Origin of the sequence: Sphaerotilus sp. (assembly GCF_031429695.1) — a bacterium.
Classification (GTDB): Bacteria; Pseudomonadota; Gammaproteobacteria; order Burkholderiales; family Burkholderiaceae_C; genus Sphaerotilus.
The window spans coordinates 1-19821 of the sequence record NZ_JANPAB010000079.1 but is presented as its reverse complement, the minus strand read 5'-3'; the positions used below and the strand labels follow the sequence as shown (position 1 = coordinate 19821).

Sequence of the window (19821 nt, the reverse complement as noted above, 5' to 3'; positions counted from 1 at the left end):
CTGAACGCGGACGAACAGGTCCGGCAGCGGCTGGACGCCGACACGCTGGCGCTGGCGGCCGAGCTGTTCCAGGCCCATGGCGTGCTGCAGATCGATCACCTGTTTCCCGCCGAGCGCATCCAGGCGCTGCAGCAGACCTTTTCGGCGCTGTATGCCGACCAGTTCCACGCAGGCGACCATCCCGATGCCCTGCAGCTCGGTCACAAGCGCTACATGTTCACCGTGGACATGGACCGGGTGGACGGTGCCGCGGCACTGGCGGCCAGTGAGCAATTGCTGCCACTGGTGCAGTCCCTGCTGGGCCAGGACTGCGTGCTGGGGGCGTACACCTCCGCCATCTCCCTGCCCGGCAGCCGGGACCAGCGCCTGCACAAGGACCACCCACCGCTGTTTCCGGACACCGAGTGGCACCACACGTTGCCGAGCTTCGCGCTGCAGCTCATGGTGCCGCTGGTGCCGCTGACGGCGCTCAACGGCACGACCCGTGTCTACAAGGGCACCCACCGCGTGCCCAGCGACGAGGCCGAGCAGCAAGCCTTCCACGATCCCTTGCTGCCGCTGGGTTCCGGGTTGCTGCTGGACTACCGCTGCCTGCACCGGGGACTGGCCAACCGCTCCGAGCAGGTTCGCCCGATCCTGACGCTGGTGTTCAACCGTCCCTGGTTCCGCGATACCCGCAACTACGGGCAGCAACCTCCGCTGCGGTTTTCGACCGCGCTGCTGGACGCGGCCCCTCGGCGGCTGCGCAGGCTGCTGGCGTGGTGGGCGGACGAGCGGCGCATTGCCACGCAGTCGTCAGCGGACTAGCCCGGCGCCTAGCGGCCCCAGGCGCCCGGTCGCGGCAGCCAGGCGCCACTGGGCCTGCCGCACCCGGGCATCCACGTCGACGCTCTGGTAGCGCGCCCCAGTCACGACCGTCTGCGCATTCAGCACATCCCGGAACCCGCCGACACCCTGGCGAAAGCGTTCGCTGGCGGCCTTCAGCGTCAGCTCGGCGCTGCCCAGCACCAGGCGGCTCTCCCGCAGGGCGCGCCGCTCGCCGATCAGGGTGTGGCCTTCCTTCCAGACCTGGCCTTCGCTCTGCCGGCGGGCATCCTCCAGCCGCGATTCCCGCACACGGGCGTCGCCCATGGCGTCCAGCAGCCGCGCCTCCCGGTCGGCGCGGTCCAGCAGCGGAATGCTCCAGGTCAGCGCGGCGGCGGCGGCTGGCCGGGAGCTGCCATCCACGGTCGAGCGGTCACGGCCGGCGTTCACGCTCAGTCCGACCGCGCCCCAGCGCTCCGAACGGATGGCGGTCTGGCGCGAGGCGACTTCGCTGAGCCGTGCCTGCGCAGCGAGCACCCGCGGATGGCGTTCGCGCGCTTCGTCCACCAGCGCGCGGATGTCCACGTCCTTGATCGCCAGGGCGGCCTCGGTGTCGTCCGTGTCGAGCCGCGCCTGCAGATCGCCCGAGGCCAGTCCCATCGCCAGCGACAGTGCGCCGCGTGCCACCACCGCTTCGTTGTAGGCCCGGGCGTGGTCGAGCCGGGCCTGGCTGACGGCGGTCTGCGCCTGCAACTGATCGGTCACGCTGGCGGCGCCGGCGCCCTGTCGGGTCTGCGCGGCGGCGAGGCTGTCCTGCGTCGTGCGCAGATTGAGGACCGCGGCTTCATGGCGGCCCTGGGCGACCTGGGCGGCGGTGAAGAGCTGCGCGGTCTCGGCGACGGCGTCCAGCACGTCGGCGTTCTGTTCCTCCAGTGTGGCGGCCAGTGCGTCGCGGCCTTGGCGCACGGCGGCGCTGGTGGCGCCGAAGTCGAACAGCACCCACGACAGCCGCGCCGTGAGTGACCGCGAGGCGCTGACATCGGTGGACGTGCCGGCGCTGGCGTCGAGCGTGACCGAGGGCAGCGTGCGGCCTTGCGCGCGGTCGAGCGCCGCCTGCGACTGCGCGACCAGACCCGAGCGGCGCTGCAGCCCCGCCCGCTGGCAGACGGCCGCGCTGACAGCGGTCTGGATCGACAGGTTCTGGCGGCCGTCGAGGGGTGGCGCGGCGGCGCAGGTCCGCGCATCGCCGGTCCAGGCGTGGCCTGGGCTGCCCATCGACAGCAGCAGGGGCAGCAGCGACAGCATGCGCACCGCCGTCGCGGGCTTGCTGGGAAGGGTCATGGGCGTTCCTGGAGGGTTCGGGGTGGCAGTCCGAGTCGGGCCGCGTATTGCAAGGCGGTCTCGTCGCGCAGGATGCGGCCGTCGGCCAGCTCGATCACCCGGTCCACCAGGGCGAGCGTCTGCGGCCGGTGGGCAACGATGATCCGTGTCATGGGGAGCCGGGCAATGGCCTGGCCGACCTGGGCCTCGCGGGCCAGGTCGAGGTGGCTGGTGGCCTCGTCGAGGACCAGTACCGTTGGCATGCGGTACAGCGCACGCGCCAGCAGCACGCGCTGTTTCTGTCCACCGGACAGGGTCGTGCCCATGTCGCCCACCAGCGTCTGGTACTGCATGGGGAAGCGCACGATGTCCTCGTGGACGGCGGCCAGGCGGGCGCTGCGTTCGATGCGGCCGCGGTCGGGCGTCGGGTCGAAGAAGGCGATGTTGTCGGCGATCGAACCGGCGAAGAGCACGTCGTCCTGCAGCACGGTGCCGATGCGTGCCCGCCAGGCGTCCAGCCCGATCTGGTCGAGCGGCACGCCATCGACGCGGATCTGGCCCTGCTGCGGCCGGTAGACGCCGAGCAGGAGCTGCACCAGCGTGGTCTTGCCGCAGCCCGATGGCCCGCAAAACGCCACCGCCTGGCCCGAAGGAATCACGAGGTCCAGGCCATCGACCACGTTCGCCGCGCCTTCTGCGTAGCGGAACTGCAGTGCAGCGAGCTGCAGGGCTGGGGGACGCAAGGCGATGGGTGGTTTGCCGGTTGTGCCGCGGCTCCCGGTGTCCGCTTCTGGCGGGGTGAGCACGATATCGGCCAGGCGTTCGGCATCCAGGCCGAGCATGCGCAGCTCGAACCAGCGGTTCACCAGATCGGACACGCGTGTGTCGAACTGGTTCCGGTAGGCTAGGAAGGCCAGCAGCATGCCCAGACTGAGCGTGCCGCCGACGACGTTGCGGGCACCGATCCAGAGAATGGCCAGCGTGAACACCCCCGACAGCGTGCGGCGCGCCAGCTTGTAGAAGATGTCCAGGCGCTGGATGCGCAGGTTGGCGTTGACGTCGGCGACCATCAGCGTCTGCCAGGCCGACAGGCGCTCGGCCTGGCGCGAGAAGAGCCGGATCGTGCGCACGCCGCGCACGGTTTCCAGCAGGTGGCTCGACTCCATCGCGGCGCGGACGATGCGCTCGGCCGTGGCCTGTTTCAGCGGCCCGTACCAAAGCAGGCGCACCGCGACATACAGGGCCACCGACACCAGCGCCACCCCGGTGAGGGCCGGGCTGTAGGCCCACATCAGCCCGAGCGAGAGCAGCACCATCAGGCCATCGAGCGCCGTCTCGACGAACGCGCCGGTCAGCACCTGCAGGATGTTGCTGATCGAGCCGAAGCGCGACATCACGTCACCGAGGTGGCGCCGGGCAAAGTAGTCCAGCGGCAGCGTGAGCAGGTGGTTCAGCACGTTCGAGCGCCACTGCACACGCAGCTGCGTGCCGACCCGCAGCACCATCAGCACGCGCAGGGCCGTCATGCCCTGCTGCACCACCTGCAGCAGCAGGAAGCCCAGCCCGAGCGTGGTGAGCAGCCCCATATCGCCCGACACCACGACGTGGTCCACGATCCACTGCATGAACAGCGGACTCAGCAGCCCCAGCAGTTCCAGCGCCAGCGACACGGCGAGCACCCGCCAGAGCGTCGGCCACAGCCCGTGCACGCGGCCCACGAGCTGGCGCAGCGAGACCCGCTGCGTCTCCTGGCGGGGCACGAAGCTGTCCGTGGGCCACACCTCCAGCGCAATGCCACTGAAGCGGGGGGACATGTCACGGCGGGTCATCCAGCGCTCGCCCCGCGCCGGGTCCGCGACCAGCCAGCGCTTGCCGCGGCGGGCCTTGAGCACCACGAAGTGGCCCAGGTCCCAGTGCAGGATGCAGGGCAGGCGCACCTCCGGCAGTTCCCTCAGGCCGACCCGCACCGCGCGCGTGCCCAGCTTCTCGGCCGTCGCCACTCGGACCAGATCGGCCAGCGTCATGCCCTGCGGGACGGTGCCGTGCCGGCCGCGCAGCGTGGCCAGGTCGGTGGTCGTGCCGAAGTGGTCGAGCAGCATTGCCAGGCAGGCCAGGCCGCATTCCGCGGCCTCGGTCTGCAGGACGACCGGGATGCGCCGGCGCCAGCCGAAGTCGAGCTTGTCGAGGAGGTTCATGCGGGGGCTGGTCGTTGGGAGGTCACAGGCGTGCGCGCATGGCCAGCAGCGGCTCGACCATCCATTCGACGAGGCGGCGCTGTTCGTGCATGAGGTCGGCCTCGATCTTCATGCCCACCTGGAGCGGCAGCCGCTGGCCGGTGGTGGTGCGCAGCCCCTCGGGCAGCGTGACGGTGACCGCGAACAGCGGCTCGGACGCCAGTTCAGGTCGGATGGCTGCCTCGTCCAGCTCGACCGGTGTGGCCGCGGCGCTGGAGACGGCCTGCACGGTGCCGGCCTGCTGGCCGAATTTCTGGAACGGAAACGAGTCGTAGCGCAGCAGCACCGGCGTTCCCGGGTGAATGAAGCCGGCCGCCTGGCTCGGCGCATACAGGCGCGCCACCAGTTGCGCCGTCGCCGGCACCAGCCGGCACAGCGCCCGCGCCGGCTCCAGGCTCTGGCCGACCGTGGCCCGCAGCAGGGTGACCGTGCCGTCCGCGGGGGCGGACACCACGATGCGGCGCCGTGCCTCGATCTCGGTGAATTCCTGGCGGGCCGACAGGATGGCGCGCTCCAGGTCGCTGCGCTGGGTGGCGTAGCGCACGCGCAGTGCGTCGATCTCCCGGCGTGCGGTGTCGCGCTCGCGCTCCAGACCGAGTGTTTCCCGCTGGATGCCTTCGGACTGGGCGAGCAACTGGGCCAGCTCCGTCTGCCGGAACTGCAGTTCGTCCTGCGAGACGTAACCCTGGCGCGCCAGCCCCGTGTAGCGGCTGACCGCATTGCGGGCGCCAGCGACGCGGGAGCGCAGCTGCGTGGCCTGCACCGCGGTGCGCCCGGTCTCCGCTTCGAGCGAGTCGATGCGGCGACGCCACTGGGCCGTCTCCTGCTGTTCCGCGCCGCCGATGCGCGCCAGATCGGCTTCGAGCGACCGTCGGCGGGCCTCGATCTGGGCGGCGATGCCCCGCTGGTAATCGAGGGCATCCGGCCCCGCCCGGTCGCCGCTGAGCACGAACAGCACGTCGCCGCGCCGCACCACTTGCCCCTCGCGGACGTGGGACTCCACCACCACGCCGGGCTGGCTGCTCGTGATGCGGATCAGTCCCGCGTCCGGGTAGACCTGCCCGCTGACCGTCGAGCGCCGGGTGTAGCTGCCGAACACCAGCAGCGCCACCAGCCCAGCCACTAGCAGCAGCGAAGCCCAGGCCACTCCAGCGGACCAGACGGTGGGCAGCAGCACGATGTCCCCGCATTGCTGCGCACGGTGGGCGTTCAGGGCTTCGTGGCGAAACAGCGGCGAAGGTGGCGGGGTGGGGGGCATGGCGCAGTTGTATCTTAATGTTCTGATTGTTGACGAAACCATGCACCGGCGTGACCCACCACGCAGGCGTTCCGATCACGGAGAATCGCGAAATTGCCGAATCATCGATACGCCACGGAGCCAGAACCATGCAAAACCCCGATGCACCCCTGCTGTTGCGGACCCAGGACGCCCGCGGCGTCGTGACCCTGACGCTCAACCGCCCGAGCGCCTTCAACGCGCTGTCCGAGTCCATGCTCGCCGCACTGCAGACCGAACTGGATGCGCTGGCGGACGACGCTTCCGTGTGCTGCGTCGTGCTGGCTGCGGCCGGGCGCGCCTACTGCGCTGGCCACGACCTGAAGGAGATGCGTGCCGAGCCGAGCCTGGCCTATTACCGCGACCTCTTCACCCGCTGCGGCAAGGTGATGCTGGCGATCCAGCGCCTGCCGGTTCCGGTGATTGCCCGCGTCCACGGGGTGGCGACGGCGGCAGGGTGCCAGCTCGTGGCGACGTGTGATCTGGCGGTGGCGGTGGAGACGGCACGTTTTGCGGTCAGCGGCGTGAACCTGGGGCTGTTCTGCGCGACGCCGAGCGTGGCGCTGTCACGCAACGTCGGGCGCAAGACGGCGTTCGAGATGCTGGTGACGGGCGAGTTCCTGTCCGCGAACGACGCACTCGCCAAGGGGCTCGTCAACCGTGTCGTGCCGGCGGAAGCACTGGATGCGGAGGTCGAGCGCCTGGTGGCCAGCATTGTTGCCAAGCCGCGTGCCGCGGTGGCGATGGGCAAGGCGCTGTTCTACCGCCAGCTGGAGATGGGTGTCGAGGCGGCCTACCAGACCGCGGTGCAGACGATGGCCTGCAACATGATGGACGACAGCGCGCTGGAGGGCGTGCAGGCGTTCATTGACAAGCGGCCACCCAACTGGTGAGCCTGGCGGGTGGCCGATCCGCTCAATTCGGCGGATGGCCTGTCGATACAAGTCCATCGGTGGGGGTCCGAACATGTCTGATCTGGTTCATTGCATCTACGCCAGCACGGCCACGCGCGACATGCGTGCGGACGATCTGGTGGCCCTGCTGGCCCGTGCACGGGTGTGCAATGCCGCGCTTGGCGTGACCGGCATGCTGCTGCATGACCGGGGCAATTTCTTTCAGGTGCTGGAAGGCCCGGGGGCTGCGGTGGCGCAGCTGTATGCCCACATCGCCACCGATCCGCGGCACCACCGGGTGGTCGAGATCATCCACGAGCCGATTGCCCTGCGCAGTTTCTCGGCCTGGACGATGGGGTTCGCCCGGCTGGATGAGGTGGACCGAGCGGAGATGCCGGGGCTGAACGATTTTTTCGGGGCAGGTCACACGCTCGACCAGATCGATGGCGGACGCGCCAAGAAGCTGCTGCAGGCGTTCAGTGCCGGTCGCTGGCACCGGCGTGTGCAGTGTCAGGATATGCAGGTCTGACGTGAGCTGACCACCCCCATGCCATTTTCACTGCCCCGTTTCTCCTTCGCCTTTCAGCCGATCGTGCATGCACCCAGTGGTACGGTGGTGTCGTACGAGGCGCTGATCCGCGGGCCGGAAGGTGAGTCGGCGCACAGCGTGTTGAGCGGTGTGCCACAGGGGGAATTGCACGAATTCGACGCGCACGGCCGCGAAGTCGCCATCGCGCTGGCGGCCCGGCTCGGCATCCGCACCCAGCTCAACCTGAACTTCCTGCCGCAGAGTCTGTTCAGTCAACGGGACGTTCTGACCCCGATGTTCGAGGCGGCGAGCCTGAGTGGTCTGCCCATCAGCCGCCTGGTGCTGGAGGTCACGGAAGGGGAGGTGATCGATGACGTGGCGCGCTTTGCCCGACTGATCAAGACCTACCGGGCACAGGGGCTGAAGCTGGCCATCGACGATTTCGGCGCGGGCTACTGTGGGCTGAACCTGCTGGCGGAGTTCCAGCCCGACATCCTCAAGCTCGACATGGCCTTGCTGCGTGGCATCGAGCGCAGCGGGCCGCGACAGGCCATCGTCCGCGCGATCCTCAGCGCCTGCACCGATCTGGGTATCGACGCCATCGCCGAAGGCGTCGAGACGGTGGACGAGTTCAGTTGGCTGGCCGACGAGGGTGTGACGCTGTTCCAGGGCTATCTGTTTGCCCGACCGGGCTTCGAGGCACTGCCGGGTGTGGCGGTGCCCCCCCGCCGCTGACGCCCCACTGCCTCACATCCCCGCGTAGTTTGGTCCACCGCCGCCTTCCGGCGTGACCCAGACGATGTTCTGCGTCGGATCCTTGATGTCGCAGGTCTTGCAGTGCACGCAGTTCTGCGCGTTGATCTGCAGGCGGTCGCTGCCGTTTTCGTTCTTGACGAATTCGTAGACGCCGGCCGGGCAGTAGCGCGACTCGGGGCCGGCGTACTTCGCGAGGTTGATCTCCACCGGTACGCGGGCGTCCTTGAGCGTCAGGTGCGCGGGCTGGTGTTCTTCGTGGTTGGTGTTGGAGATGAACACCGAACTCAGGCGGTCGAAGGTGATGACGCCGTCCGGCTTCGGGTAGTCGATCTTCGCGCATTCGCTGGCCGGACGCAGGCGGGTGTGGTCGGGCTGGTCGCGGTGGACCGTCCACGGTGGCGCAGCAAACCCGAGCTTGGGCAGCAGCCACTGCTCGATGCCCGTCATCAGCGAGCCGACGTAGACCCCCTTCTTGAACCACTGCTTGAAGTTGCGCGACTTGTCGAGTTCGGCGTGGAGCCAGCTCGACTCGAACGCGGTCGGGTAGGCGCTCAGCTCGTCCTGCTGGCGGCCGGCGGCCAGCGCCTCGAACGCGGCGTCCGCGGCCAACATGCCGGTCTTGATCGCGGCGTGGCTGCCCTTGATGCGGGCCGCATTCAGGTAACCCGCCTCGCAGCCGATCAGCGCGCCACCGGGGAACACCGTTTTAGGCAGGCTCAGCAGGCCGCCGGCCGTGATGGCGCGGGCGCCGTAGCCCAGGCGCTTGCCACCCTCCAGATACTTGCGGATCGCGGGGTGTGTCTTCCAGCGCTGCATTTCCTCGAAGGGACTCAGCCACGGGTTCTGGTAGTCCAGCCCGGTGACGAAGCCGAGCGTGACCTTTTTGTCGTCGAGGTGGTAGAGGAAGCCGCCGCCGTAGGTATCCGCTGCCATCGGCCAGCCGGCGGTGTGGACCACGAGGCCCGGCTGGTGCTTGGCCGGGTCGATTTCCCAGAGTTCCTTGATGCCGAGGGCGTAACTCTGCGGGTCTTTGCCTGCGTCGAGCTTGAACTTGGCGATCAGCTGCTTGCCGAGGTGGCCGCGGGCACCTTCGGCGAACAGCGTGTACTTGGCGTACAGCTCCATGCCGATCTGGAAGCTGTCGCTCGGCTCGCCGTCCTTGCCGACACCCTGGTTGCCGGTGGCGATGCCCTTGACGCGGCCTTGCTCGTCGTAGAGCACCTCGGCGGCCGTGAAGCCGGGGAAGATCTCGACGCCCAGCGCCTCGGCCTGCTCGCCCATCCAGCGCACGACATTGCCGAGGCTGATGACGTAGTTGCCGTGGTTGTGGAAGCAGTCGGGGATGAGCGCCTGGGGCGTTTTCGTGGCGCCGGTTTCCGACAGGAACAGCACCTCGTCGGCGGTGACAGGCTGGGTGAGCGGGGCGCCGCGTTCTTTCCAGTCAGGGAACAGCTCGTTCATCGCGATCGGGTCCATCACGGCGCCCGAGAGGATGTGCGCGCCTGGCTCCGAGCCCTTCTCGATCACCACGACCGACAACTCCTGGCTCCTGGCCACGGCGAGCTGCTTGAGGCGGATGGCAGCCGCCAGTCCGGCGGGGCCGGCACCGACGATGACGACGTCGTACTCCATCGCGTCGCGGGGGCCGAACTGGTCGAGGATCTCCTGGGGGCTCATGGGCGTCCTTTTTGGTGGTGGGGTCGTGCGGGGCGGTCGCGATTCTAACGGGCTTCAGACAAAAAAAGAACGACCGTTCTTTTTTGAAGCCGTGAACCCCTGCCGTGAGGCTGTTCGCAGCCCCCGGCGTCCCGAAAAGATAAACGCGAGAAGCCCGGCATTTCTACGGATTGTTCAATTCAGGCTCGCCTAAGCTGATCGTGTCGGCTTGCAGACGGGGGTCACCCGCAAAGCCGTTTGCCAATGTGGGGTGTCCGATGCTGGGTTTGCTGGTTTCCGAATTCGTGAACATGGTCGAAGCGCGCTACGGTGCGCCCATGGCCGAGGCCATCCTGTTCGGTACCAATGTGCCGGACAGCCATGACGAGGAACGGCTGGACCTGTATCCAGCCCCGCAGCTTGAAGTGCTGTTTGACGTGCTCTCGCGGCGCGTCGGATTGCCGCCGTGTGAATTGCTGCAGTCGCTGGCCGGTCGGGTCATCAGCCGCATACGCCTGGTCAACCCCGATGTGTTTGCCCGCCATGCCGATCTCTTTGGGCAGATCGCGGCCAGCGAGGATGTGCTGCTGGATTCCTACGAGATCGACGAGGCCGATGTCGAGGAGATCGAGCTGCTGGTCGGTGAACGCGCTGCAGCCGATTGTCTCGTCCAGGGGCTCCTGTCCGATCTGGCCCGCTACGAGCGCAGATCACCCACGGCACGCCTGCACCGCACCCGTGTTGCCCTGGCGCATGTGCGCCAGTTGATGCGCTGAAGAACGCCGAAAGGACGGTGCAGGCGTGACAGGCCGCCTGCATGGGCCGTGCTATCTTCAGGTGAAGAAAACGTTGTCCATCACGTTGTCCAACACCTGAAGAGGAGCAAGTCCATGAGCTACCCCATCGATCTGTCCGGCCGTGTGGCCCTCGTCACCGGCGCTTCGAGTGGCCTGGGTGCACAGTTCGCACGGGTGCTGTCTCGTGCGGGTGCCGCGGTCGTCCTGGCGGGCCGGCGCATCGATCGCCTGAAGGCCTTGCGTGCCGAACTGGAGGCTGCGGACGGCGACGCCCACGTGGTCGAACTGGACGTCACCGACATCGACAGCATCAAGTCTGCCGTGGCCCACGCCGAGACCGAGGTCGGCGTGCTCGACATCCTGATCAACAACTCCGGCGTCAGCACTACGCAGAAGCTGGTCGATGTCACCCCCGAAGATTTCGATTTCGTGTTCGACACCAATGTGCGCGGCGCTTTCTTCGTCGCGCAGGAAGTCGGCAAGCGCATGGTGGCCCGTGCCCGTGGCGCCGCGCCCGGTACCTACACGGGCGGGCGCATCGTCAACATCGCCTCGATGGCCGGTCTGCGCGTGCTGAGCCAGATCGGGCCTTACGCGATGAGCAAGGCGGCGGTGATCCACATGACCCGCGCGATGGCGCTGGAGTGGGGCAAGTACGACATCAATGTCAACGCCATCTGCCCCGGCTACATCGACACCGAGATCAACCACCACCACTGGCAAACCGACGCTGGCCAGAAGCTGATCCACATGCTGCCCCGCAAGCGCCTGGGTGCGCCGCAGGACTTGGACGCGGTGCTGATGATGCTGTGCGCCAACGAGAGCCGCTTCATCAACGGCGCCGTCATCCAGGCCGACGACGGCTTCGGCCTCTGAGGCAGACGCAAGGAGGCTGCCGATGAGACGGAACCTGACGCCGCTGGAGGCGCGCATCGTCGCGGTGCTGGTGGAGAAGGAGGCGACCGTGCGCGACTCCTATCCGCTGTCGCTGAATGCACTGTGCGCCGGGTGCAACCAGAAGACCGCACGCGAGCCGGTGATGACGCTGGGCGATGCCGAAGTGCTGGCCACGATCGAGGAGTTGAAGACGCTGAATCTGGTCAATGAGGTCAGCGGCGCTCGGGTCGTGCGCTATGAACACAACCTGGCGCGGGTGCTCGGCGTGCCGGGGGCGGCGGCGGCGCTGCTGACGTTGCTGGTGCTGCGCGGCCCGCAGACGGCCGCCGAGCTTCGGCTGCACTGCGAACGGCTGCACCGCTTCGCCGATGTGTCGTCGGTCGAAGGTTTCCTCGACGAGCTGGCCGAGAAATCGCCGTCGCGGGTGCGCAAGCTGCCCCGTGTGGCGGGCGCGCGCGAGTCGCGCTGGGTGCACCTGCTGTGCGGGGACGCCGGGCTGGAGTCGCTGGCCAGCGAATCGGCCTCGGCCAGCACGTCCGATGCCGGTCTGGCCGAGGACGTTGCCGTGCTGCGTGCCGAGGTGGCCGAACTGCGTGGGCAGCTCGGCCGGCTGGCCGCGGCGCTGGGCGCGGACCTGGGGTGACGGACCGGGTCTTGCTCGTCGGCCTGGTGGTGCTGGCGGCGTTGCAGGCGGCCGGGCTGGCGTGGCTGCTCTGGCGCCAGCGGACCGACCGCGAGACCGGTGACCCGCTGGCCGATGCGGAGCGCCTGCAAGCCACCGCCGACGCCATCATCGATGCCGGCCATGCCCACAGCGAGCGCCTCGAACGCGAGCTGCGCACGGAGGTGCAGGGCAGCGCCCGCGGCACCCGCCAGGAGCTGAGCGGCGCGCTGTCGCAGTTCCAGCGGCTGCTGCTGACGCAGACCGGCGAGGCCAGCCGCACCCAGTCCGAGCACCTGCGCCAGCTCACCGAGGCGAACGACCGCCGGCTTGCCGGACTGCAGCAGTCCATGGAGCAGCGGCTGGACGCCGTGCAGCTCAGCGTCGAGCAGCGCCTGGCCAGCCTGCAGGCCGACAACGAGCGCAAGCTCGAACAGATGCGCGCGACCGTGGACGAGAAGCTGCACGCCACGCTGGAGGCCCGCCTCGGCGAGAGCTTCAAGCAGGTCGCCGATCGGCTGGAGCAGGTGCACCGCGGTTTGGGCGAAATGCAGACGCTGGCGCAGGGTGTCGGCGATCTGAAACGGGTGCTGGGCAATGTGAAGACGCGCGGGCTGCTGGGCGAGGTGCAGCTCGCGGCGCTGCTGGAGCAGGTGTTCACGGTCGGGCAATACGCGACCAACGTGGTCACCGTGCCGGGCAGCAATGACCGGGTGGAGTTTGCGATCCGGCTGCCAGGGCGCGGCGCCGCGGGTCTGGAGGCGCCGGTCTGGCTGCCGATCGATGCCAAGTTTCCGCGCGAGGACTACGAGCGCCTGCTCGACGCGCAGGACCGTGCCGACAAGCCCGCCGCCGAGCTGGCTGCCCGCGCGCTGGAGCTGCGGGTGCGCGATGAGGCCCGCACCATCGCCGCGAAGTACCTTGCCCCGCCGCACACGACGGACTTCGCCGTGCTCTTCCTGCCGACCGAGGGGCTCTACGCCGAACTGCTCCGCCGCCCCGGCCTGAACGAGCGCCTGCAGCGCGACCACCGTGTCACGCTGGCCGGGCCGACCACGCTGCTGGCGATGCTCAACAGCCTGCAGATGGGTTTCCGCACGCTGGCGCTGGAGCAGCGCAGTGCGGAGGTCTGGAACATCCTGGGGGCTGTGAAAATCGAATTTTCGCGTTTTGGCGAGGTGCTCGAAAAGACGCGGAAGAAACTGCACGAAGCCAGCCAGACCATCGAATCCGCCGAGGTGCGCACCCGTGCAATGGCACGCCAGCTGCGTGCTGTCGAGTCGCCGGAACCGACTGCATCCCCGCGCGAACTCCCTCCAGCGATCCCCCCTGAGTGAAGGGGATGGCCTGCGAGTACGGGGTGCCACGCCCTGTTCGAGCCTGCCCGAAGTGCTTACGCTCGGGACCGCTGGTCCTGTGTCATTTCCATTCGATGGAGTAGTTGGTCCTGAAGACTCCATTGCTTGACAAGGCGGCTCCTCCGGGAGTCGCCTTTTTTTTGCGCAAATTTGCGAAAACCGGTGCGGTTCACCGCGCCGGATCCAGCGCATCCCGCAGCGCGGCCTCGACAGGAAAGGGCGCCCCGCTGACCCACGCCGCCAGCACCTGGGCGCCGAGCGCGGCGCTGGTGATGCCCCGCGAGCCGAGACCGGCAAACACGAACAATCCGTGGTCCGCGCCCTGGCAGCGGGGCAGGTGGCGCAGCTTGTCCAGCCGGATTCGTCCATTCAGACGCGCAGCGTCGCAGGCGTCCCGGTCCACGGGCGGGCCGATCAGCGGCAGCCGGTCGGGTGTGGTGGCGCGCCAGCCGACACGGCCGGTGACGGGCAGCGCCATTGGGCTCGCCAGCGCGGCCGGGCAGATGCCGAGCCGCGCTGCACGCTCCAGATTGCGCTGCTGGTCCGCGGCGCGCAGGGTGCCGTCCAGGTCATCGGACCGGCTCGTCGCGCCCGTCAGCACCCGGCCGTCCGGCAGCGTCAGGCCGTAGCCTTGGCCCGACAAGGCCCGCCGCGGCGGGCACAGACCCGGCGTATCCGCACCCAGCAGGGTGGTCTGGCCTCGCACGGCCTGCAGGGCAGTGGTTGTTGCACTGTGGGGCGACAGCAGGTGATCGACGGTGTGGGCGTTGGCCAGCACGACGATTGGTGCCTCGGCCAGCACCCGGCCGCGGCTGTCCAGCGCCTGCCAGCCACCTGCCGGGCTGCGGCGCAGGGCCTCGACGGCCATCTGCCCCCGAAACTGCGCCAGCCCGGCCGATACGGCCTGTGCCAGCAACCAGCGAGACCAGTCGCTCGGTGACAACCAGCCCGCCTGGGTGTAGAACCAGCCGCCGGACTCGACCGGCAGCCCCGTGCATGCGCGCGCCTCGTCGATGGAAATCCAGAGCACGTACTCGGCGGACAGCCCGACCTGCGCCAGTTGCGCCGCAGCCTGTGCCGCGTCGATGCGGTTTTCCAGCCGCACCAATCCACTCAGATCGCCCGCGACCGCCCCCGACGCAATCGCCGGCCTGGCCAGCCGCGCCGTCAGCAGCGATGCAGCGCGGAACCAGCGTGCGTGCAGGCTGTCCGGCGCATTGAACGTGCCGTGCATCAGGCCGCCCGGATTGCCGGAGGTTTCCTGCGCAGGTGCAGCCTGCCGGTCCAGCAGGGTCGTGTACCAGCCCTGACGTGCCAGCGCCCACGCTGCGGCGCATCCGGCCAGCCCGGCGCCGATGACCAGCGCCTCGCGCGGCCCCTGGTGCGGCGGGCGGAACGCGGCCGGCCGTGGCGGGATGTAGCGCGGCGGGAAGCGGGTGTGCCAGTCGGTGTCCGGTCGGGCCGACCAGAGCGTTGCCGCGGGTGCGGCCAGCCGGTGCAGGCGCTTCAGCAGATCGTCCGACACTGCCAGCGCCTCGCCCAGCCAGAAGGCATCCACCTGTGCCTGCACGCCGCGCAACGCGGTTTCTGGCTCGCCGGACAGGCGCATCCATTGCACCCGGCCGTCCGCGTGGTCGGTGCTGTCCGGGCCGTCGAGTGCCAGGACGATCAGCCGCTCGCAGCGCAGCGGGTCGGCGCACCACGCGGCCCGCAGTACCTCGAACCGTGCGGCCGCGCCGGGGCCGAGGTCCAGTACCACCAGCCGCTCTCGGCCTTGCCAGCGTGCCGGCAAGCCGCTGGCGGTGAGGAAATCGGGGAGCGGGGAGGGGATCGACATGCGTGGCGTCATCGGTGGGGCCGGGCATTGTCCGCGACTGAGGGACAATTCACGCCATGAGTGATCTCGCCACCAATTCCACCGCCTCGGCCGCTGCGCCGACCCCCCGCATCGGGTTCGTTTCGCTGGGCTGCCCGAAGGCGCTCACGGACTCCGAACTGATCCTGACCCAGCTCAGCGCCGAGGGCTACGCCACCAGCAAGACCTTCCAGGGCGCGGATCTGGTGATCGTCAACACCTGCGGCTTCATCGACGACGCCGTGCGCGAAAGCCTCGACACCATCGGCGAGGCGCTGGCCGCCAACGGCAAGGTCATCGTCACCGGCTGCCTCGGCGCCAGGACGGGCGACACTGGCGGCAACCTTGTGCGCCAGATGCATCCCAGCGTGCTCGCCGTCACGGGGCCGCACGCGACGCAGGAGGTGATGGACGCCGTCCACCTGCACGTGCCCAAGCCGCACGACCCCTTCATCGACCTCGTGCCCGCCGCCGGCATCAAGCTGACGCCCAAGCACTACGCCTACCTGAAGATCAGCGAGGGCTGCAACCACCGCTGCTCGTTCTGCATCATCCCGTCGATGCGCGGCGACCTCGTCTCGCGGCCGATCGGCGATGTGCTGAACGAGGCGCGGGCGCTGTTCGAGGGCGGCGTGAAGGAGCTGCTCGTCATCAGCCAGGACACCTCCGCTTACGGCGTCGATGTCAAGTACCGCACCGGGTTCTGGGACGGCAAGCCGGTCAAGACCAAGATGCTCGACCTCGTCGCGCAGCTCGGCGAACTGGCGAAGCAGCACGGCGCCTGGGTCCGCCTGCACTACGTCTACCCGTATCCACACGTCGACGAGATCCTGCCGCTGATGGCCGAGGGGCTGGTGCTGCCGTATCTGGACGTGCCGTTCCAGCATGCGCATCCGGACGTGCTCAAGCGCATGAAGCGGCCGGCGAGCGGCGAGCGCAACCTGGAGCGGCTGCTGAAGTGGCGCGAGGCGTGCCCCGAGATCGTCGTGCGCTCGACCTTCATCGCCGGCTTCCCTGGTGAAACCGAAGCCGAGTTCGAGTACCTGCTCGACTTCCTGAAGGAAGCGCAGATCGACCGCGCCGGCTGCTTCGCCTACTCGCCGATCGAGGGCGCGCCGGCCAATGCGCTGGACGGCGCGCTGCCGGACGCCGTGCGCGAGGAGCGCCGCGCCCGCTTCATGGCGGTGGCCGAAGCCGTCTCGACGGCCAAGCTGCAGCGCCGCGTCGGCTCGACCATGCAGGTGCTGGTGGACAGCGCGCCGTCGATGGGGCGCAAGGGCGGCGTGGCTCGCACCTATGCCGATGCGCCCGAGATCGACGGCACGGTGAAGATCCTGCCGCCGACCAAGGCATCGAAGACGATGAAGGTCGGCGACTTCGCGCGGGTGCGGATCGTCGGTACGTCGGGGCACGACCTGGTGGGCGAACTGCTGTGAGTGATGCCGCCGGGACGGATCGGCTGACGACCGGCCTGATCCACCACCCGTACACCCCGCCGGCCGGGTTCGACGCGCTGCCGCCGGGCGTGTTCAAGGCGTCGTCGGTGTTCTTCCCGAGCGTCGCGGCGCTGCGCGAACGGCGCTGGGTGGACAAGAGCGCCTACACCTACGGCCTGCACGGCACCCCGACGACCTTCACGCTCGAAGCACGGTTGGCCACGCTGGAGCGCGCGCAGCACGTCATCCTCGCCCCGAGCGGGCTGGCGGCGATCACGCTGGTGGACATGGCGCTGCTGGCGTCGGGCGACGAGCTGCTGCTGCCCGACAACGTCTACGGCCCGAGCCGCAGCTTTGCCAGCCATGAACTGGCGCAGTGGGGCATCACACACCGGGTGTACGACCCGATGGACCCGGCCTCGCTGCTCGCGGCGCTGACACCGCAGACCAGGCTGGTCTGGCTGGAGGCACCCGGCTCGGTGACGCTGGAATTTCCGGATCTGCGGGCGCTGGTGCGCGGCGTGCGGGCGCAGGCGCCACAGGCGGTGATCGCGCTGGACAACACCTGGGGCGCCGGGATCGCGTTCAACGCCTTCGACCTCGGCGATGGTCTGGCGGTGGACGTGACGGTGCATGCGCTGACCAAGTACCCGTCCGGCGGCGCGGATGTGCTGATGGGTTCGGTGGCGTGTCGCGACGAGCGCCTGTACCAGCGCCTGACCCTGTGCCACAGCCGGCTCGGCCTGTGTGTCGGTGTGAACGATGTCGAGACGGTGCTGCGCTCGCTGCCGTCGCTGGCGCTGCGCTACGCGGCGCAGGATGCGGCGGGCCGGCGCATCGCCGCGTGGTGCCAGGGCCGGGACGAATTCGTGCGTGTGCTGCACCCGGCGTTGCCGGACTCGCCGGGCCACGCGCATTGGGCGGAACTGTGTTCGGCGGCGGCCGGGCTGGTCACGGTCGAATTCGATCCGCGGTTCAGCGCGGCGCAGGCCGATGCGTTTGTCGATGCGCTGCGGCTGTTCCGCATCGGCTGGTCGTGGGGCGGGCCGGTGAGTCTGGCGGTGCCGTACCGCAGTGCGTCGATCCGCTCGCTGGCGACGCCCTACCGCGGGACGCTGGTGCGGCTGTGCATCGGGCTGGAGGCGGTGGAGGATCTGGTGGGGGATCTGGGGCAGGCGCTGGCGCGGATGGCGCTTGGGCACGCTGAATGACAGGGACTGCTTGAACCCTCGCCAGTGAGTGCGCCTTGGTTACAATGCAACCGTTTTGGTTCCAAAATGGATGCAATCATGCCCACCACCTTGACGCTCAAGAACATCCCGGACGCTGTCTACGAGCGCCTGAAGGCTGCCGCCGAAAGCCACCGCCGGAGCTTGAACAGCGAAGCCATCGTGTGCCTGGAGGCGGCCTTGATGCCCGGCAAGATGCCACCGCTGGAGCGTCTGGCCCGTGCGCGCGAGCTGCGCGGTGCGCTGGCCGGTCAGCAGTTCGCCGCCGCCGACATCGAGGCGATGAAGCAGGCGGGCCGGCCATGATCGTCGTGGACTCGAACATCCTGGCCTACCTCTACCTGCCGGGCGAGTACACCGCCGTGGCCGAAGCCTTGCTGCAGCGCGACCCGGACTGGGCCGCTCCCGTCCTGTGGCGCAGTGAATTCAGGAACATCCTGGCCGGCTACATGCGGCGCAACATGATCACCCTGGAGCTGGCCCACACGCTGCAGCAGGAAGCGGAACACCTGCTGGCCGATGCCGAGTTTCAGATCGACTCCCTGGCGGTGCTGGAATTGGTGCGCAGCAGCGATTGCTCCGCCTACGACTGCGAGTTTGTCGCGCTGGCGATGCGGCTCGAAACCAGGTTGGTGACGATGGACAAGAAAATCTTGCGTGCATTTCCAGGGCGCGCCATCGCGTTGAGCACCGCCTGAGGCAACTCGCTGAGTCAGTCGCCGGTTTTGGCGGACTTTGCCGAGGGCAGGGGCGTCTCCCGCGCACGTCGCAACTGAGAAATCGTTTCGGCCACGCCACCACCGGGTGTAACGACGGCTTTGCTCCAGTCCACGCGGCGCGCAGCTTCCACGGCAGGCGTGGCGGCTTCCAGGGAAGCTGCGATTTGCGCCGGGGTAAAAGCTGGACAGCTAGTTTTTGGCTTCATGGCGATCGGCATGGCTGCAGGAGTTAAGTGATGTTCTGGGGATCTCGTCACCGCGTAGAAAACCCATGATCTGGTCGGCGCCAAGCTGCCGAAACTCCGGGTTCAGGCTGTCTCGGACACGTGCAGCAGCTTCGCGCAACTTGACTCGGCGGTCCTCTTTCGCGCCATTGCTCGCAATTGGGAGATTGCGTCGCCCGAATTCGTTGAAGAAGCTATTGTTTGGCAAAGAGTTTTCGAGGTAGAGGTAGAATAACTGGACGCCAGTGGATCTGCTAGAACGCAGAATACCAGGATGAATGAGAGACGAATACTACTCTTCGTCTTCTTCCTCGTCGGCGCTGGATTCCCCCTGCTGTTCCTCGACGTAAGATCGGCAACCCTCAATGAACGAATTAGAGTTGCCAGTGCAGTCGTCAGGATCATCGATGTCATTATCTTCGGCCCAACGGTAGCCGGCTTCGTGGCCAGAGCAGTCAATCGTGCAGACGTATCCTTTAAAAATCAACGGGGAGTACTGATTGGTTGGGGCAGCAGCAGGTATGGTCGTAGAGGTTGGAATCTCAATTTGTGGTGGTGGCACAGTCTGCGCGGTGACAGTTGGTTGATGCAGCACGGGCCTTTTCTCGCGTGGTGCGTCACAGCCAATACTGGCTAGAGTTGCGAAGATAGTTGCTGTAGAACCCCACTTTATTGCCATAAACGACCTCAAAGAATTTTTGTATAAATTTCGCAATCAAATAAATATTGTAGTTGAATAGTTTCATTAAACCGGCTTAAATGCACGATGCAATCCCGAGTGGTCAATTTTTTGGAGCAGTTGCTGACGCGCAGCCGGCAGAGTTGTCGCAGTAGCGCCGTAGTTGCTTGTCTGTCCACGGATGGAATCCCATAGCGCTCAGGATTTAAATCCTGAAAATCTCCGAAAAAATGCTGGTACGCACCGTATCTGCCGACTAGACACCTGCTCGACGAACTTTGCCGCTGTGGTCATCGCTACGGCGGCTAGATTGGTCACGCACAGTGCCATTGCGACATCAGATTTTTTATCTTGTATCGGCTTTGTTGCATAACTCGAATGAAAATTTATCATGAAATCAACGACTTACGAAGACTTCGAAGTGATTTTTCCGGAAATTGGCCTAAAAACTGCTCTAGAGTGATTGCAAGCTATTGATTTCAAAGACTTTATTTATGC

General features: G+C 67.6%; 18 protein-coding genes. 12 read left to right on the top strand and 6 right to left on the bottom strand.

What is annotated here, in order from left to right; genetic code table 11:
* Positions 1 to 807: phytanoyl-CoA dioxygenase family protein (locus RMP06_RS15440; RefSeq protein WP_310462679.1), on the top strand; the 807-nt coding region annotated here is incomplete at its 5' end.
* Here the strand turns inward: RMP06_RS15440 and RMP06_RS15435 are convergent.
* The 3 genes from RMP06_RS15435 to RMP06_RS15425 are packed head-to-tail and all read right to left on the bottom strand — an operon-like array spanning position 796 to position 5616.
* Entirely contained in the window at positions 796 to 2145 is a 1350-nt protein-coding gene (locus RMP06_RS15435; protein WP_310462678.1) for a TolC family protein, read from the bottom strand. The genes RMP06_RS15440 and RMP06_RS15435 overlap by 12 nt on opposite strands.
* Positions 2142 to 4319 (bottom strand): peptidase domain-containing ABC transporter, encoded by a 2178-nt coding sequence (locus RMP06_RS15430; RefSeq protein WP_310462677.1) that lies wholly within the window; start codon positions 4317 to 4319, stop codon positions 2142 to 2144. Before RMP06_RS15430 ends, RMP06_RS15435 begins: the two co-directional genes overlap by 4 nt.
* A 22-nt stretch (positions 4320 to 4341) precedes the next feature.
* A complete protein-coding gene (locus tag RMP06_RS15425) occupies positions 4342 to 5616 on the bottom strand; it encodes an HlyD family secretion protein (RefSeq protein ID WP_310462676.1) in 1275 nt (424 codons plus the stop codon).
* 128 nt (positions 5617 to 5744) lie between these two features.
* On the opposite strand from RMP06_RS15425, the gene RMP06_RS15420 reads away from it, so the two are divergent.
* From RMP06_RS15420 to RMP06_RS15410, 3 genes are all read left to right on the top strand, one after another.
* A complete protein-coding gene (locus tag RMP06_RS15420) occupies positions 5745 to 6527 on the top strand; it encodes an enoyl-CoA hydratase (protein WP_310462675.1) in 783 nt (260 codons plus the stop codon).
* Between the two features lie 73 nt (positions 6528 to 6600).
* Entirely contained in the window at positions 6601 to 7056 is a 456-nt protein-coding gene (locus tag RMP06_RS15415; RefSeq protein ID WP_310462674.1) for a BLUF domain-containing protein, read from the top strand.
* 18 nt (positions 7057 to 7074) lie between these two features.
* Positions 7075 to 7791, top strand: a complete 717-nt coding sequence (locus RMP06_RS15410; RefSeq protein WP_310462673.1) for an EAL domain-containing protein — start codon at positions 7075 to 7077, stop codon at positions 7789 to 7791.
* A gap of 12 nt (positions 7792 to 7803) precedes the next feature.
* Here the strand turns inward: RMP06_RS15410 and RMP06_RS15405 are convergent, their stop codons facing one another.
* Positions 7804 to 9489, bottom strand: a complete 1686-nt coding sequence (locus tag RMP06_RS15405) for an electron transfer flavoprotein-ubiquinone oxidoreductase (RefSeq protein ID WP_310462672.1) — start codon at positions 9487 to 9489, stop codon at positions 7804 to 7806.
* A gap of 266 nt (positions 9490 to 9755) precedes the next feature.
* Between RMP06_RS15405 and RMP06_RS15400 the strand changes: the two genes are divergently transcribed.
* The 4 genes from RMP06_RS15400 to RMP06_RS15385 all read left to right on the top strand — a co-directional run bounded on the left by RMP06_RS15400 (position 9756) and on the right by RMP06_RS15385 (position 13160).
* Positions 9756 to 10244 carry a hypothetical protein gene (locus tag RMP06_RS15400; protein ID WP_310462671.1) on the top strand — a complete coding sequence of 163 codons (489 nt, stop codon included), beginning with the start codon at positions 9756 to 9758 and terminating at the stop codon, positions 10242 to 10244.
* Between the two features lie 114 nt (positions 10245 to 10358).
* Positions 10359 to 11141: an SDR family oxidoreductase gene (locus tag RMP06_RS15395; protein ID WP_310462670.1), complete on the top strand. Its 783-nt coding sequence runs from the start codon at positions 10359 to 10361 to the stop codon at positions 11139 to 11141.
* A gap of 22 nt (positions 11142 to 11163) precedes the next feature.
* Entirely contained in the window at positions 11164 to 11805 is a 642-nt protein-coding gene (locus tag RMP06_RS15390; protein WP_310462669.1) for a YceH family protein, read from the top strand.
* The gene (locus RMP06_RS15385) at positions 11802 to 13160 is read left to right on the top strand and encodes a DNA recombination protein RmuC (RefSeq protein WP_409050182.1); all 1359 of its coding nucleotides are present in this window, start codon (positions 11802 to 11804) and stop codon (positions 13158 to 13160) included. Before RMP06_RS15390 ends, RMP06_RS15385 begins: the two co-directional genes overlap by 4 nt.
* Before the next feature lie 190 nt (positions 13161 to 13350).
* Here the strand turns inward: RMP06_RS15385 and mnmC1 are convergent, their stop codons facing one another.
* Complete coding sequence (gene mnmC1 / locus RMP06_RS15380; protein ID WP_310462668.1) at positions 13351 to 15018, bottom strand: FAD-dependent 5-carboxymethylaminomethyl-2-thiouridine(34) oxidoreductase MnmC1; 1668 nt, start codon at positions 15016 to 15018, stop codon at positions 13351 to 13353.
* Positions 15019 to 15074: 56 nt separating this feature from the next.
* Between mnmC1 and rimO the strand changes: the two genes are divergently transcribed.
* The 4 genes from rimO to RMP06_RS15360 all read left to right on the top strand — a co-directional run bounded on the left by rimO (position 15075) and on the right by RMP06_RS15360 (position 18399).
* Entirely contained in the window at positions 15075 to 16472 is a 1398-nt protein-coding gene (rimO, locus tag RMP06_RS15375; protein WP_310462667.1) for a 30S ribosomal protein S12 methylthiotransferase RimO, read from the top strand.
* Positions 16469 to 17683: a PLP-dependent transferase gene (locus tag RMP06_RS15370; protein ID WP_310462666.1), complete on the top strand. Its 1215-nt coding sequence runs from the start codon at positions 16469 to 16471 to the stop codon at positions 17681 to 17683. The genes rimO and RMP06_RS15370 overlap by 4 nt, the downstream gene beginning before the upstream one ends.
* 78 nt (positions 17684 to 17761) lie before the next feature.
* Positions 17762 to 18007, top strand: coding sequence for a FitA-like ribbon-helix-helix domain-containing protein (locus tag RMP06_RS15365; RefSeq protein WP_310462665.1), 246 nt, complete (start codon positions 17762 to 17764; stop codon positions 18005 to 18007).
* Positions 18004 to 18399 carry a type II toxin-antitoxin system VapC family toxin gene (locus RMP06_RS15360; protein WP_310462664.1) on the top strand — a complete coding sequence of 132 codons (396 nt, stop codon included), beginning with the start codon at positions 18004 to 18006 and terminating at the stop codon, positions 18397 to 18399. The genes RMP06_RS15365 and RMP06_RS15360 overlap by 4 nt, the downstream gene beginning before the upstream one ends.
* Positions 18400 to 18413: 14 nt before the next feature.
* Here RMP06_RS15360 and RMP06_RS15355 read toward each other — a convergent pair whose 3' ends face one another.
* Positions 18414 to 18638, bottom strand: coding sequence for a hypothetical protein (locus tag RMP06_RS15355; protein WP_310462663.1), 225 nt, complete (start codon positions 18636 to 18638; stop codon positions 18414 to 18416).
* Positions 18639 to 19821 lie beyond the last annotated feature (1183 nt).

Coding starts and splice junctions, on each gene's coding strand:
- RMP06_RS15390 (WP_310462669.1), top strand. CDS start 11,164: ATGAGACGGAACCTGACGCCGCTGGAGGCGCGCATCGTCGCGGTGCTG.
- RMP06_RS15425 (WP_310462676.1), bottom strand. CDS start 5,616: ATGCCCCCCACCCCGCCACCTTCGCCGCTGTTTCGCCACGAAGCCCTG.
- mnmC1 (WP_310462668.1), bottom strand. CDS start 15,018: ATGTCGATCCCCTCCCCGCTCCCCGATTTCCTCACCGCCAGCGGCTTG.
- RMP06_RS15430 (WP_310462677.1), bottom strand. CDS start 4,319: ATGAACCTCCTCGACAAGCTCGACTTCGGCTGGCGCCGGCGCATCCCG.
- RMP06_RS15395 (WP_310462670.1), top strand. CDS start 10,359: ATGAGCTACCCCATCGATCTGTCCGGCCGTGTGGCCCTCGTCACCGGC.
- RMP06_RS15420 (WP_310462675.1), top strand. CDS start 5,745: ATGCAAAACCCCGATGCACCCCTGCTGTTGCGGACCCAGGACGCCCGC.
- RMP06_RS15360 (WP_310462664.1), top strand. CDS start 18,004: ATGATCGTCGTGGACTCGAACATCCTGGCCTACCTCTACCTGCCGGGC.
- rimO (WP_310462667.1), top strand. CDS start 15,075: ATGAGTGATCTCGCCACCAATTCCACCGCCTCGGCCGCTGCGCCGACC.
- RMP06_RS15415 (WP_310462674.1), top strand. CDS start 6,601: ATGTCTGATCTGGTTCATTGCATCTACGCCAGCACGGCCACGCGCGAC.
- RMP06_RS15365 (WP_310462665.1), top strand. CDS start 17,762: ATGCCCACCACCTTGACGCTCAAGAACATCCCGGACGCTGTCTACGAG.
- RMP06_RS15405 (WP_310462672.1), bottom strand. CDS start 9,489: ATGAGCCCCCAGGAGATCCTCGACCAGTTCGGCCCCCGCGACGCGATG.
- RMP06_RS15435 (WP_310462678.1), bottom strand. CDS start 2,145: ATGACCCTTCCCAGCAAGCCCGCGACGGCGGTGCGCATGCTGTCGCTG.
- RMP06_RS15410 (WP_310462673.1), top strand. CDS start 7,075: ATGCCATTTTCACTGCCCCGTTTCTCCTTCGCCTTTCAGCCGATCGTG.
- RMP06_RS15355 (WP_310462663.1), bottom strand. CDS start 18,638: ATGCCGATCGCCATGAAGCCAAAAACTAGCTGTCCAGCTTTTACCCCG.